This is a genomic window from Marinomonas atlantica, assembly GCF_001639725.1.
In the GTDB taxonomy this organism is placed as follows: Bacteria; Pseudomonadota; Gammaproteobacteria; order Pseudomonadales; family Marinomonadaceae; genus Marinomonas; species Marinomonas atlantica.
This window is the reverse complement of sequence record NZ_LTAW01000001.1, coordinates 440,641-453,681: the sequence shown is the minus strand read 5'-3', so window position 1 is coordinate 453,681 and position 13,041 is coordinate 440,641. Positions and strand designations below refer to the sequence as shown.

Annotated in this window: 13 protein-coding genes; 10 read left to right on the top strand and 3 right to left on the bottom strand. The window is 44.9% G+C overall.

All coding sequences use genetic code 11. The features are described from left to right. Positions 1-10: 10 nt before the first annotated feature. From AYW75_RS02150 to AYW75_RS02120, 7 genes are all read left to right on the top strand, one after another. On the top strand, positions 11-1,069 hold the full coding sequence (locus AYW75_RS02150) for a response regulator (RefSeq protein WP_231886129.1): 1,059 nt from the start codon (positions 11-13) through the stop codon (positions 1,067-1,069). 134 nt (positions 1,070-1,203) lie between these two features. After that, on the top strand, positions 1,204-1,761 hold the full coding sequence (gene ahpC, locus AYW75_RS02145) for an alkyl hydroperoxide reductase subunit C (RefSeq protein WP_067094672.1): 558 nt from the start codon (positions 1,204-1,206) through the stop codon (positions 1,759-1,761). 202 nt (positions 1,762-1,963) lie between these two features. Then, entirely contained in the window at positions 1,964-3,511 is a 1,548-nt protein-coding gene (gene ahpF / locus AYW75_RS02140; RefSeq protein ID WP_067094670.1) for an alkyl hydroperoxide reductase subunit F, read from the top strand. 141 nt (positions 3,512-3,652) lie between these two features. Further along, positions 3,653-4,033, top strand: coding sequence for an MAPEG family protein (locus AYW75_RS02135; RefSeq protein WP_067094667.1), 381 nt, complete (start codon positions 3,653-3,655; stop codon positions 4,031-4,033). Positions 4,034-4,112: 79 nt separating this feature from the next. After that, positions 4,113-4,508, top strand: coding sequence for a DUF3465 domain-containing protein (locus AYW75_RS02130; protein ID WP_067094664.1), 396 nt, complete (start codon positions 4,113-4,115; stop codon positions 4,506-4,508). A gap of 163 nt (positions 4,509-4,671) precedes the next feature. After that, on the top strand, positions 4,672-6,993 hold the full coding sequence (locus AYW75_RS02125) for a methyl-accepting chemotaxis protein (protein WP_067094661.1): 2,322 nt from the start codon (positions 4,672-4,674) through the stop codon (positions 6,991-6,993). A gap of 127 nt (positions 6,994-7,120) precedes the next feature. Continuing rightward, positions 7,121-8,431 carry a sensor domain-containing phosphodiesterase gene (locus tag AYW75_RS02120; RefSeq protein WP_197478879.1) on the top strand — a complete coding sequence of 437 codons (1,311 nt, stop codon included), beginning with the start codon at positions 7,121-7,123 and terminating at the stop codon, positions 8,429-8,431. On the opposite strand, the gene AYW75_RS02115 is transcribed toward AYW75_RS02120, so the two are convergent. Next, positions 8,411-9,601 carry a leucine-rich repeat-containing protein kinase family protein gene (locus AYW75_RS02115; RefSeq protein ID WP_067094658.1) on the bottom strand — a complete coding sequence of 397 codons (1,191 nt, stop codon included), beginning with the start codon at positions 9,599-9,601 and terminating at the stop codon, positions 8,411-8,413. The two genes, AYW75_RS02120 and AYW75_RS02115, sit on opposite strands and share 21 nt — an antisense overlap. Positions 9,602-9,614: 13 nt before the next feature. After that, complete coding sequence (locus tag AYW75_RS02110) at positions 9,615-9,896, bottom strand: hypothetical protein (protein ID WP_067094655.1); 282 nt, start codon at positions 9,894-9,896, stop codon at positions 9,615-9,617. A gap of 193 nt (positions 9,897-10,089) precedes the next feature. Here AYW75_RS02110 and AYW75_RS02105 point away from each other — a divergent pair, with 193 nt between their 5' ends. Continuing rightward, complete coding sequence (locus AYW75_RS02105) at positions 10,090-10,986, top strand: DMT family transporter (protein ID WP_067094652.1); 897 nt, start codon at positions 10,090-10,092, stop codon at positions 10,984-10,986. Here AYW75_RS02105 and AYW75_RS02100 read toward each other — a convergent pair. Beyond that, positions 10,983-12,029 carry a helix-turn-helix domain-containing protein gene (locus AYW75_RS02100; protein ID WP_067094647.1) on the bottom strand — a complete coding sequence of 349 codons (1,047 nt, stop codon included), beginning with the start codon at positions 12,027-12,029 and terminating at the stop codon, positions 10,983-10,985. The two genes, AYW75_RS02105 and AYW75_RS02100, sit on opposite strands and share 4 nt — an antisense overlap. A 141-nt stretch (positions 12,030-12,170) precedes the next feature. On the opposite strand from AYW75_RS02100, the gene AYW75_RS02095 reads away from it, so the two are divergent. Beyond that, positions 12,171-12,518 (top strand): DUF805 domain-containing protein, encoded by a 348-nt coding sequence (locus tag AYW75_RS02095; RefSeq protein WP_067094644.1) that lies wholly within the window; start codon positions 12,171-12,173, stop codon positions 12,516-12,518. After that, complete coding sequence (locus AYW75_RS02090; RefSeq protein ID WP_067094641.1) at positions 12,515-13,024, top strand: hypothetical protein; 510 nt, start codon at positions 12,515-12,517, stop codon at positions 13,022-13,024. The genes AYW75_RS02095 and AYW75_RS02090 overlap by 4 nt, the downstream gene beginning before the upstream one ends. Positions 13,025-13,041: the final 17 nt, after the last annotated feature.

Here is a 13,041-nt window from a genome sequence, read left to right as displayed (position 1 = left end):
GTTATCCATAATGGTAGAAAATGAAATCCCAATGCAGGACGCTGAAACACTGCAGAAACCCACACTATTAGTTGTGGACGACATTCCAGAAAACATCGACGTTTTGGTTGCTTCACTACGGGAAAATTACAGCATTAAAGTTGCTCTCAATGGCCCTAAAGCTCTAGCCATTGCACAAAAATCTCCGAAACCAGACTTAATACTGCTTGATGTGATGATGCCCGATATGGATGGCTACGAAGTCTGTCGACTACTAAAATCAGACCCAACCACGGCTAACATTCCAGTAATTTTTGTTACTGCCAAACATGACGTCTCGGATGAAGAAAAAGGATTCTCGCTTGGCGCTTCCGATTATATTGTAAAGCCCATTAGCCCACCTTTAGTAAGAGCACGTATCCGTAATCAGCTAGCGTTATACAATCAAAACCGCCAGCTTCAAGAAATGGTCAGGGAGCGCACAAAAGAGCTGCAGGCCAGCAAATTACGTATTATCCATCACCTAGGTCGCGCGGTGGAGTATAAGGACAACGAAACAGGTGCTCATGTTATTCGTATGAGCCACATCTCGCGCTTGATCGCTGAGCAATATGTAGACGATCCAGAGTGGATTGAACGTATCTTTCATGCTTCACCAATGCATGATGTCGGTAAGATCGGCATTGCTGATGCAATTTTGCTCAAACCAGGACAGCTCGACCAGCCTGAATGGGAAGAAATGAAAAAACACACGTTATTTGGGGCCGAGATCTTATCTGTCGAAGGTGATCCACTATTTGATATGGCTCGCTCAATTGCGCTAACGCACCATGAACGATGGGATGGCAAAGGTTATCCTGCGGGTTTAAAAGGTGATGACATTCCTCTCGAAGGCCGCATTGTGGCTTTAGCCGACGTAATTGATGCACTGCTTTCAAAACGCCCTTATAAAAGCGCATGGTCCACTGAGCAAACCTTCAACTATGTTCAAGAGCAAAGCGGCAAACACTTTGACCCAAAACTTGCCGAAATTGCTTTAGATTTAAAGGTTCAGATTACAGACGTACGATCGCAATACCCTGACGAATAGCTTTTATTAATTCCTAATAGTTTTTTTTTATCTTAGTTTTAGTAAAACACAATTTCATTTCGTCACATCGTCCCCATATTATAGACACTGTTGGTAACGCAAACAGCGAACACACATTTACTTAGGAGATAAACATGATTAACACTCAAATCAAGCCATTCAACGCAACAGCATTTAAAGAAGGCGAATTCGTAGAGATTTCTGAAAAGGACGTGCTAGGCAAATGGGCCGTGTTCTTCTTCTACCCAGCAGACTTCACGTTTGTTTGCCCGACTGAGCTTGAAGACCTTGCAAGCAAATACGACGAACTAAAAGGTATGGGTGTAGAAGTATTCTCTGTATCGACTGACACTCACTTCTGTCACAAAGCTTGGCACGACACGTCTGAAGCGATCGGCACAATCAACTACTACATGGTAGGTGACCAAACTGCAACGATCACTAGCAACTTCGGCGTTCTACGTGAAGGTCAAGGCCTTGCAGACCGCGCTACATTCTTGATCGACCCAGAAGGTACGATCCAAGCAATGGAGATCACTGCAGAAGGCATCGGCCGTGACGCTGAAGACCTAATGCGTAAAGTAAAAGCAGCTCAATACGTTGCAGCACACCCAGGTGAAGTTTGCCCTGCTAAATGGAAAGAAGGTGAAGCGACACTTGCTCCATCTCTAGACCTAGTAGGCAAAATCTAAGACGCCTCTTCCTTTGTTGGGCGCTTAGCGCCCAACATCGGGCTTTGCCTTCCAACGCAAGGCGTTAAAAGCCCACAATAATTTTCGAGCTAAGGTACCTCACACCTCCCTCTTCTTTCCAAAAGACAGGTGCTGACTTCTCTCGCCCGAAATTTATAGGCACACTACATCAGTCAATCTCAACGATACGGATTAGAACATTATGTTAGACGCAAATATGAAACAACAGTTGGGCACTTACCTTCAAAACATCGTTAATCCGATTGAGATTACTGTGTCCGTTAATAACAGCGACAAATCAAACGAATTGTTAGAACTCGCTACTGAAATACAATCATTGAACAGTGATAAAATCACGCTGTCGGTAAATGAAAATCCTCAAGGCCGCGCACCACAAATGTCAGTAGGCCCGAAAGACGAACAAGCTCGCGTAAACTTTGCCGGCATTCCAATGGGACACGAGTTCACATCACTTGTGTTGGCTCTGCTACAAGCAGGCGGTCACCCATCTAAAGCCGCACAAGAAACGCTTGAGCAAATTAAGAATTTAGACACTGAGCTAAACTTTGAAGTCTACATCTCATTGTCGTGCCACAACTGCCCTGACGTAGTTCAAGCCATTAACTTAATGGCTGTATTAAACCCGAAAGTAACCGCGACCATGATCGACGGCGGCGTGTTCCCTGATGAAGTCGAACAACGCAACGTCATGGCGGTGCCATCGCTGTACGTAAACGGTGAGCATTTCGGCCAAGGCCGTATGACGCTGGACGAGATTTTGAACAAAGTCGATACGGGTGCGAGTGATAAACAAGCTGCCGCTCTATCCGAAAAAGATCCATACGATGTATTGATCGTTGGCGGTGGACCTGCAGGTGCCGCTGCGGCCATCTACGCCGCTCGTAAAGGCATCCGTACCGGTGTCGTTGCCGAGCGCTTCGGTGGCCAAGTTGCCGACACCATGGCGATTGAAAACTTCATCTCCGTACAAGCGACAGATGGCCCGAAAATGGTCGCCAATCTAGAGCAGCACGTTTTAGAGTACGACGTGGATGTCATGAAAACGCAACGTGCAGCGCGCATCGAGAAAAAAGACTTAGTAGAAGTCGAGCTTGAAAACGGGGCTGTCTTGAAAAGTAAAACCATCGTCTTAGCCACTGGCGCACGTTGGAGAGAAATGAACGTACCTGGTGAGCAAGAATACAAGGGCAAAGGCGTGGCATACTGCCCTCACTGTGACGGCCCATTGTTTAAAGGCAAGAAAACCGCGGTTATTGGTGGCGGTAACTCAGGTATCGAAGCCGCGATTGACCTAGCAGGCCTAGTTGAACACGTAACCGTATTGGAATTCAGCGACACACTACGCGCCGACGATGTCTTGGTGAAAAAAGCGAAGTCACTACCAAACGTTACCATCATCAAAAATGCGATGACCACAGAAGTATTAGGCGACGGTGAGCGTGTAAATGGTCTGACCTACACCGATCGCACTACCGATGAGTCTCACACAGTAGAGTTAGCTGGGATCTTCGTACAAATCGGTCTGGTACCGAACAGCGAATTTCTGAAAGACGCAATTGAATTAACGGAGCGTGGTGAAATCATTATCGACCAACACGGCCGTACCTCAATGAACGGTGTATTTGCTGCCGGTGACGTTACCAACGTGCCCTACAAACAAATCATCATCTCCATGGGCGCCGGTGCAACCGCTGCTCTAGGCGCATTCGACCACTTGATCCGTCACTAACGGAATAGCGTAAACGCCCATAAAAACCGGACTCAGGTAACTGAGCCCGGTTTTTTTATGTTTACTTTTTCGTACTCTAACCTTGCACTCAAGCATGACAAGCGTACTCTAATCTTCTACCTACGACTCAAGGACGTCCTTATGATCACTCCTATTTATGCAGCACTACTGGCCTTCCTTTATGTGTTCCTCAGTGCACGTGTCATTAAGCTACGTATGAAATATCAAGTCGGTATTGGCGATGGTGAGCAAACGCTGTTAACTCGCGCTATTCGCGTACAAGCCAACTTTGGTGAGTACATCCCGTTCGCATTACTGCTGATCTGGATGTATGAAAGCATGAATGGTGCGCCTGTACTAGTGCACGTTTTTGGTGCTGTTCTGTGTCTTGGCCGCTTACTTCACTCCTATGGTGTGAGTCAGCAGAAAGAGACACTGATCTTTCGTCAGAGCGGTATGATGATGACATTTGCCGTAATCATATTCTGTGCCATCAGCATTTTGCTTAAGTATGTAGGCTAACCCTCCGCGAAACTTGAGGCTCAAAAATCTATCGCGAATCAAAAACTAATCAAATATCGAAAGTTTAATGAATGTAACTATGCGCTTATTATTTGCTCTATTAATTGTGCTAGCTGGCACTCTCCCCCTACACAGCTACGCAGATGATGTACGTTTGCAGAAAGCGTACCAAACTCAGCAAAGTGACCTGCAAATTCGAGGCAGCGGGACGGTCATTAAAGTGTTAAAAGACGACATCAAAGGCTCTCAACATCAGCGTTTTATTTTAAAGCTAGACAGTGGGCAAACACTGCTGGTCGCGCACAACATCGATCTCGCACCACGGATTCCAAATTTGCGTAGAGGCGATACTGTTGAATTTTACGGTGAATACGAATGGAACAACAAAGGGGGTGTAATGCACTGGACGCATCATGATCCACGTGGTCGTCATCCTCATGGTTGGTTGAAGCACCATGATGTTACTTATGACTAACCTCGCCACCAATCGCTTTAAATCAATATGATGGTTATCAGATTCAAGGTCATTTGTTTAGGCATTCACAAAAATACTTAACGTACTCTAACAAACGTTACATTTCAGCCTTATCAGTAACGTTATGATGGGAACATGCCCACTACCGATGGAGACATGTATTATGTCCATCAAGCTAAAAACAATCCTTATTCTAGTTATTACAACCATCATATCTCTTGCTTTACTAACGACAGTGCTAGTAATGCAAATGAAAAAAGATTCGACGGTCGCACTAGAGCAAGCGGCAGCAGACCGACTAATCGCTATTCGCGAAGCCAAAAAATCGAGCCTTGAAAACTATCTAAATACTATTAATGATCAGCTGCTTTCTGAATCGAGCAGCCCTTTAATCATTGAAGCTACACGGGCGTTCACTCAAGCTTATAAAAACTATTCTTCGCAGACCAATGTATCAAGAGACTTGCAATTTGAAGCGGTTAAAAATCATTATCAACAATCCTTTTTAACAACTTTCAAATACAATAATCCTGGCGAAAGTCTATCCTTGGATCCTTTGTATTCTTCGCTAAGTGATTCGGCTCTCGCCCTCCAACAACAGTACATCAGTGCTAATAAGCACCCTCTTGGGTCAAAGCATTTACTAGACGCTGCAGATCAAAAAACAGACTACGATCAAGCACATAGCGCTTACCATCCCTACTTTCGTAATTTCTTAGAACACTTTGGCTTCTATGACATTTTTGTCGTCTCCGCAGAAACAAGTGATGTTGTTTACAGTGTCTATAAAGAAGCCGATTTTGCGACGTCATTGAAAGATGGGCCTTACAAAAACTCTGGATTAGCGCAAGCTTATCAAGCGGCGATGTCTCTTGATCAAGGCGAATCCGCAATTACACAATTTCAGGCTTATCTTCCATCTTATAACAGCTATGCTTCATTTATCGCTAGCCCTATCTTCGACAAAGGGCAACGTATGGGTATATTAATATTCCAAATGCCAATTGACGGCATTAACAACATTATGACCAGTAATCATAACTGGCAGCAGTCTGGTTTAGGGGATTCCGGCGAAGCGTATTTGGTCAATCAAAAATCCAAAGCGATCACTGTAAGTCGATTTCTAATTGAAGACGCGGACGGTTTTAGCCAAGCACTACGCAATGGAGGCACAAGTAATGATGTAGTGAATGCTATCGTAAAACGTAACAGTAATATTGGCTTACAAACGATTGACACTGAAAGTGTTCGTTTAGGTTTGTCAGGACAAACCGGCTATAACATTATCAACGACTATCGCAATGTATCTGTAATTTCTGCTTTTACACCGGTTCAGTTCAAAGGTTTAAAATGGGTACTATTAAGTGAAATTGACACCGAAGAAGCCTTTGCCACAATAACCGATCTCACTCACAGTATTATTATCAGCGCCCTGATCATATTGACTCTTTTCAGCTTACTCGCGGTCTTAATCGGGATTGTTTTTTCAAGAAAGCTGGTACAACCCATACTAAATCTAAACAGCATCATACGGAATTTAGCAGACACAAAAGATCTTAGTATCCGAGTGCCCGTTCGAGGTAAAGACGAAGTTGCTCAAATCAGTCATAATTTCAATGGCCTTATGGAGGCGTTTGATAGCGTTATAAAGGAAATCAAAGGAGCGACAAATGATGTGGATGAATCAGCCAAACATCTAGGCGTTATTAGCGATCAAACTCAACAGAATATGCATCATCAGCTAGTAGAAAGTGAACAGCTGGCGACAGCAATGAATCAAATGACGGCAACCGTCAACGATATTGCCAGTAATGCGGCACAAGCAGCCGAGTCGGCTAAAAAAGCAGATGAAGCCACAACGATAGGCCGTGATAAGTTAGAGCATACAGAGCAACATCTTCAAGGCTTGAACAATGAGATTAAGCAATCCGCCGATATCATTAATCAGCTAAGCAACGACAGTCAACGTATTGCTAACATTCTTAACGTAATCAGTGATATCTCAGAGCAAACCAACTTATTGGCACTTAATGCGGCGATCGAAGCGGCGCGTGCTGGCGAACAAGGTAGAGGTTTTGCTGTCGTCGCAGATGAAGTCAGAACACTTGCTGCAAGAACTCAAGAATCAACATTACAAATTGATGATATTATTAAAGTACTACAAAGTAGCAGCGAAAAAGCGGTTAATGCTATGAGAACCAATGCCCAGCATGCTGAAGAAACAATGAGCCAAGCTCGAGCAGTATGTGAAGCGCTAGATATTGTCGCAAGTAATGTAAGCAACATGACCGATGTTAATATACAAATAGCCAGTGCGGCGGAAGAGCAGACACTCGTTGCCAATGAGATAAACAGCAGCGTTGATCAGATTGTTCATATCGGTAAAACATCAAACGAAAGTGCAGCCCAAGTTGCTCAAACCAGCCAGCAACTTGCGCAACTAAGCCATTCATTAAAGAGCCAATGCATTACCTTTAAATCTTAAATACAGCTCACTTGTGTAACGGCTCGTCTAGTGACAACCTTACATAAGATTTTGATTTTATGACTATTTTTATACTAAATTCATTTCATACATCGTACAAGACGACCTATTAAGGAGAATGCAACGTATGCAAACAATAGCGAATACACAGTCGTCAGAGCATGCATTCTCTACTATCTTAAGTATTCTCTCTGCACCATCAGACCTTGAGAATCTTAGTTCAAAAATCATACATAGAGACATCAATTTACTGGTAGAGTCCATCCGGCATCATTTGAATATGGATGTGGCCTTTCTTTCGCGGTTTAAGAACGGCTTTCGAGAGATTACTCAAATCAATAAACGTGAAGGTTGTCAGATCAATATCGCTGCAGGGCAAAAAGACTGTGAAGAAGTTACCTATTGCAAATTGATTGCCGATAATAAGTTACCGTCTTTGATCCCCAATACCCGAGAAAACTCTGTCACCGCCGAAATGCCGATCACCGAACATCTCACTATTGGCAGTTACATCGGTGTGCCCATCCTCCTAAGCGATGGCTCTTGTTACGGCACGCTGTGCTGCTTTAACGAGCAACCCGACGAAACACTATCTGAACGTGATTTATCCATATTGACGCTCTTTTCTTCTTTTGCCGCACGTAATCTCGAAAAAGATTTACAGCGAAAAAGAATGCACAAGCAGATACGAAAAGAAGTCTCATCGATGATACGTAGCAATGCTTTATCGTCTGTTTTTCAACCTATCTACGATAACCAACAAAAAAAGACAGTTGGTTTTGAATGTTTAACGAGATTCAATATCGAACCTTATCGTACGCCAGACTACTGGTTCAATAGAGCATCGCAAGCTGGGTTTGGCGAGCTACTTGAGCTATATGCCATTGAAATTGCGCTGGCATCTTTCGATAAAGTGCCCGACGATTGCTTTATAACGCTGAATATATCGCCTAAATTCGTGGGCTCACCAAAGCTTAAAGAATTGCTTAAAGATCAACCCTTACATCGTATTGTGTTAGAAGTAACTGAACGAGAGCCGATCGACGATTACAACCAGTTCCGCAATGATCTAAAGCCCTTTCGTGAACGTGGTCTACGCTTAGCCGTCGACGATGCCGGTGCTGGTTATGCCAGTTTTCAACATATATTAGAACTGTCTGCAGATATTATTAAACTCGATCGCAGTTTAATTTGTAACGTAAACCAAGATCTCGGTCGACGCGCTTTATCCGCTGCATTGATTGGCTTCGCCAATGAGACCAATTGCTTGGTACTTGGTGAGGGTGTTGAAACCCAAGCAGAAATGGATACCTTAAACAATCTAGGAGCGCGTTACCTTCAAGGGTATTACTTAAGTCATCCATTATCACTGCAACAAGCCGTGGATTTTTACCACCACACAAATAAGCAACAAACCTCAGCCATTTACCAGCGCTAGTATATCTTCTTCAAAATACCGCAATGCACGACGTTCGATACGGCGAATTCCGCATTGTTGTGCAGGCGCTAGGTGGTGGTATTTGGATGCGGCGCCGAAGTCCCCAAATAAAATATGATGGTCTTGATTAATCAATGTATTGTGGGCATATAGATCACCATGACTCACTTGTCGTGCTTCAAAATAATCCACCAAGGTCTGCATTTGCGAGATGATGTATAGCGCCTGCTGCCTACTAAAGGATTGTCCTTGGGTGAACGTGTCGCGCGTGCATGTCGTCAAACTAGGGGGCTGCCCCAAGTTGTAATAGTCCGCTGGAATAAGCGCCATAACAAGCGCTGCGCAGTCTGGCTCATGAACATGGGCCAGTGGTTTTACAAGGTTTTCATGCTCCCCTACTGTTAAGCAAGCATCCAATTCATCTTGTGGATAGCCATCGCTGGTCACTTCACCTTTGTATACTTTTACCGCAACGTGCTTGTCAAAACCGTACATTGGTTTAAGCCACGAAGCGCGCGAAATTAACCCAGAAGCACCTTGCCCCAGCACTTCATGCAATACAAAATCGTTTGTATGCACTTGTTTGAAATCCAGATGCTCATCACAGGCGGCACAAAATGGATTACCTGAGAATGCTAACCACGCAAGCTTGGGTAATGCGAGTAGCACATCGGGAAAGGCCGCCAGCTGGTTAGCGGCAATACGAAGCAGCCCAAGATTCATCAGATTTGAAAAGGAATCCGGCAACGCGGTCAGTTGATTACCCGCTAGCGCTAATTTTTCTAACTGGCTAAGTTCGCCGATGTTTTCTGGCAGCGCTTGAATCTGATTGTCCGTTAGGATCAACCAACGTGTTTGCTTGGGAAGGCAGTATTCAGAAAGTGTTTCAATCTTACACGACTTGAAACCAATCATCTTTAACTTGGGCATCGTCCCTAATACATCGGGCAACTGCTTGAATGGATTATTCGAGGCAAATAAGATGCTTAACTGGTGCAGGCGTGACAAATCATCGGGCAGACTCGTCAATTGATTACCCGACAAGTCCAGCACTTCCAACGTGTCGGCCAGTGAGAAAATCTCCTGCGGAAATTCCGTCAGGTTTTCCCTCAATGTTAGCCGTGTCGCGCCCGCTAACTCGCCACGACGCAATTGTTCTAGGGTATTCAAGACCGTCTAACGCTTAGTCTTGAAACGCTAGTGGCAATAAAAAGAAGATCAAGTAAGTGAACCAACAAAATGCGGCGCCTCCACCCACCCACATTAACCAACGTAGACCTAATGGCCTTTTGTAATTATCCTGCAGCTCATTGTTAGCGAGATATTCGCTTACCGCTTGCTCCGCTGTATCGGCGTCTTGAAAGCCAATTTCCACATAGCCACACAAGCCTAGCTGATAAATAACATCGGCGTCTTGTTCTGCTCGCATCTGATCATTTCGTTGTAATACGGTATAGGTTGGCATGGCTCTGTCTCTTGCTGTCGTACGCTATTTTTCGTGGACGCAAATGCTACCACTTCTCACCTTTCATAGGGAGTCTGTTTTGCGACCTGATGAGTGGACTGTTGACTCACTAAGAAGTTTCGTTTTGCTGAAAGAGTATTCATGTTAGTTTCCAGCTAAACTATCAAACATCATTACCTTATAGGTTGCACGGATGCTCATTATCTACATTTTATTGGTGCTAATTTGGTCGACGGGGTTTATCACCGGAAAGTTCATTGTTGGCTTAATCGACCCCAATGTGTACTTGACCATTCGCTTTGCGATAGCAGGCGCTATCTTTGTCGTGCTTGCACTTGCGCTTAAGCGTACCTTTCCCCCCAAGAAAGAATGGCCGAAGCATATTTTTGCTGGGGTACTGCTCAATAGTTTTTACCTTAGCTTTGCTTACATTGCCTTAGCGCAAGGCCTCCCCGCTGGGGTGATGGCATTGATTGGCTCTATACAGCCTATTCTTGTCACACTCTTGGCGTTTCTACTGATCAAAGAAAAAACCAGTCTACTAGGCGTCGTCGGAATGTTTATTGCCATTGCCGGATTGCTGTTGGTCATCAGCCCTTCGCTGAACTTAGGTGTTCAAGAAGCCACCTTTAGCCCTTGGATAGCCTTACTCGGTATCGCGGGGGTGTTGTGTCTGGCTTTTGGTTCAATTTATCAAAAAATGTCGATTTCAGGTTCTGACATTTTGGCCTCAATGGCGATTCAGAATCTTGCCGCAGCCGTGGTCGCCTTTGGCTTTATGATGACGTTGCAAGAAAGCCTGTTTGTGCAAAGTTGGGAGTCCTACGCATTAATAGGCTGGGGCGTATTGATTTTGTCATGTGGTGGAGTGTTTTTGTTGGTCTGGCTACTGCGCAAAGTCAAAGCCTCGCAGGTGTCGACACTGATGCTGCTGGTACCACCGTTGGCAGCCATTGAAGGCTACTTTCTGTTCGATGAAGCACTGACTCATTTACAGCTAATCGGCGTCGCAACGACGTTAATGGGCGTGTATTTGAGTCGATTAAAGTGGCCTTTTCTCAGCCGCAAACCTCAATCACAGATTGATTAATCATTAACCTTTGATTGTGTACGATAGGCAGACGGCGTCATACCGGTAATACGTGAAAACTCACGATGGAAGTTGGACTTGGTTTGAAAACCCGAGTCCATGTAGATCTGAGTAATCGAGTCGTCTGTTTGCTTTAGCAAGGTTTTCGCATGCTCGATACGGAACTGATTAACCCACTGAGAAATGTTTTGCTGCGTCAGTTTATTCACTGCCGTGGATATTTGTCGAGCAGGTATCCCCGCTTTACGAGCCAATCTTGCTAACGTCAGATTGGGATCTAAATACAACGCCTGCTCGCGCAATACAGATTCAGTTCGCGCCATGACCTCTTGCTGCTCAACAAGGGATCCCTCAGGCAGTGAAGTCACTTCTGACAAAACGTCAGCGTCCGAAGAATCGGTGCGCTCCATGGCGCTATCATCGGCCATACTCATGCTGATACATATGACTGCCAGTGCTAAAATAGGCAGCATTAACCCATGGCCAAGCGATAGTATCCAAAGTGCATGTTTGCCATCTGTCAGCATAAAATCAACCGTCATAGCACCATCAATCAAAGCCGAAAACAGCAACATGACACCTGCCACACGCCTCGACTGAATCGCCCATTGCCAATCACTGAGTCGAACGTTCTCTGGCGGATGTTCAGCATCATTAGCAGCACGCCACAACATCACACCATAGACGATGTATTGCCCTGTAATCATGATATCTAATGGCGGTAGCCATAGCGGATAGGTCAAGGAACCTAATGTCACCGCAATAGGTACCAGCGCATGCCACCACGAAGGTTTTCGGCTACTCGACGCCTTAGCAAATATCCACCACGCTGCGACAGGAATCATGCTGGCAAAAATCGGCTGCATTGTCCGAAACACAGCCCAATCCAATGTCCAACGTAACCCAACAACCGCAGTTGTTACAGCACACATTAACAAGAACCAACAGGCCAAGGGTGTCGATCGGCGACGTTGTAGCCACAAACTTCCTGCCAAGACACACAGCATTAATGACACAACAAATGGCAAAGGCACCGCTAACATATTTACATCCTTTCTCGTTTATCTAATGACATCAGTATGTCCTAAGTCGTTTTCCTTGACGTCCTATATCTTGATCTAGGACGTGCCATAGCGAGTTTTGAGCGATATTAAACACTCTTCCACCAACATAGGAGTCATAGGATGTATTGGTACATTGAAGCCATTAAACACTACGCCGATTTTAAAGGCGTTTCCCATCGTCAAGCATTCTGGATGTTCATGCTGATAAGCCTGTTAGTCAGTCTTATCATAGCCACCCTCGAAATCCTAATAGATAATCCCGGCTGGCTGGATGCCCTCTATTCCGTCATCACTATCGTGCCATTTTTTGCCATTGTCGTGCGTCGAATTCGTGACACAGGCATGCCTATTTGGAGTGTGCTGGTGATATTAATTCCAATAGTTGGCATGTTATTACTGATGTACTTTTTATGTCTACCTAGCCAGCCAAGAGCACATCTTCTGAGCCCAAAAGGAGAGCCAATATGAATGGTTTCTTGGTGCTCTTAATCAGCGTCGTTATAGGTGCTCTGTCTTTGAGGGCATCTGCCACAAGTTTACCCGATGAAGCACTGGGTGTGGTTTATATTACCTCGGTGAAAACAGGCAGTTTACCGTTTCTACACGGTATCAAAGGGGAAGGTAGTTATCTCACCACAAATGAACAGGGTGAGCTTTGTCATGTTGAACCGGTGATATTGGTAGCAGGAGGATTCAACAGTGAGCGCATTGGGTTTGGCCAAGGTGACCCAATCACCTTAACCATCTATAACCCCACTGTTTCAACTCGCTTGAAACAAGGTAAAAAAACCGTGAGTGCGGATTACAACGTATCAGTCAACCCAGCCGCTCACCAAGATATTTATATTGAGCAAGGGTTAACGCTCACCGAAGGTTTTGTTTTGCACCCGCGCAAGGCTTGGTCCAGCTGGTTTGGCTTTCAAGCGACTCAACCTAGCTGCCATGTCGTAGATGCGGAAAAACAATTATTGTAATCATTTCGCGTGGCGTT

What these genes read in the sequence shown, in the direction of transcription:
- ahpF (WP_067094670.1), top strand. Translation starts at nt 1,964, where the DNA reads ATGTTAGACGCAAATATGAAACAACAGTTGGGCACTTACCTTCAAAAC.
- AYW75_RS02095 (WP_067094644.1), top strand. Translation starts at nt 12,171, where the DNA reads ATGTATTGGTACATTGAAGCCATTAAACACTACGCCGATTTTAAAGGC.
- AYW75_RS02150 (WP_231886129.1), top strand. Translation starts at nt 11, where the DNA reads ATGGTAGAAAATGAAATCCCAATGCAGGACGCTGAAACACTGCAGAAA.
- AYW75_RS02100 (WP_067094647.1), bottom strand. Translation starts at nt 12,029, where the DNA reads ATGTTAGCGGTGCCTTTGCCATTTGTTGTGTCATTAATGCTGTGTGTC.
- AYW75_RS02135 (WP_067094667.1), top strand. Translation starts at nt 3,653, where the DNA reads ATGATCACTCCTATTTATGCAGCACTACTGGCCTTCCTTTATGTGTTC.
- AYW75_RS02110 (WP_067094655.1), bottom strand. Translation starts at nt 9,896, where the DNA reads ATGCCAACCTATACCGTATTACAACGAAATGATCAGATGCGAGCAGAA.
- AYW75_RS02105 (WP_067094652.1), top strand. Translation starts at nt 10,090, where the DNA reads ATGCTCATTATCTACATTTTATTGGTGCTAATTTGGTCGACGGGGTTT.
- AYW75_RS02130 (WP_067094664.1), top strand. Translation starts at nt 4,113, where the DNA reads ATGCGCTTATTATTTGCTCTATTAATTGTGCTAGCTGGCACTCTCCCC.
- AYW75_RS02090 (WP_067094641.1), top strand. Translation starts at nt 12,515, where the DNA reads ATGAATGGTTTCTTGGTGCTCTTAATCAGCGTCGTTATAGGTGCTCTG.
- AYW75_RS02125 (WP_067094661.1), top strand. Translation starts at nt 4,672, where the DNA reads ATGTCCATCAAGCTAAAAACAATCCTTATTCTAGTTATTACAACCATC.
- ahpC (WP_067094672.1), top strand. Translation starts at nt 1,204, where the DNA reads ATGATTAACACTCAAATCAAGCCATTCAACGCAACAGCATTTAAAGAA.
- AYW75_RS02120 (WP_197478879.1), top strand. Translation starts at nt 7,121, where the DNA reads ATGCAAACAATAGCGAATACACAGTCGTCAGAGCATGCATTCTCTACT.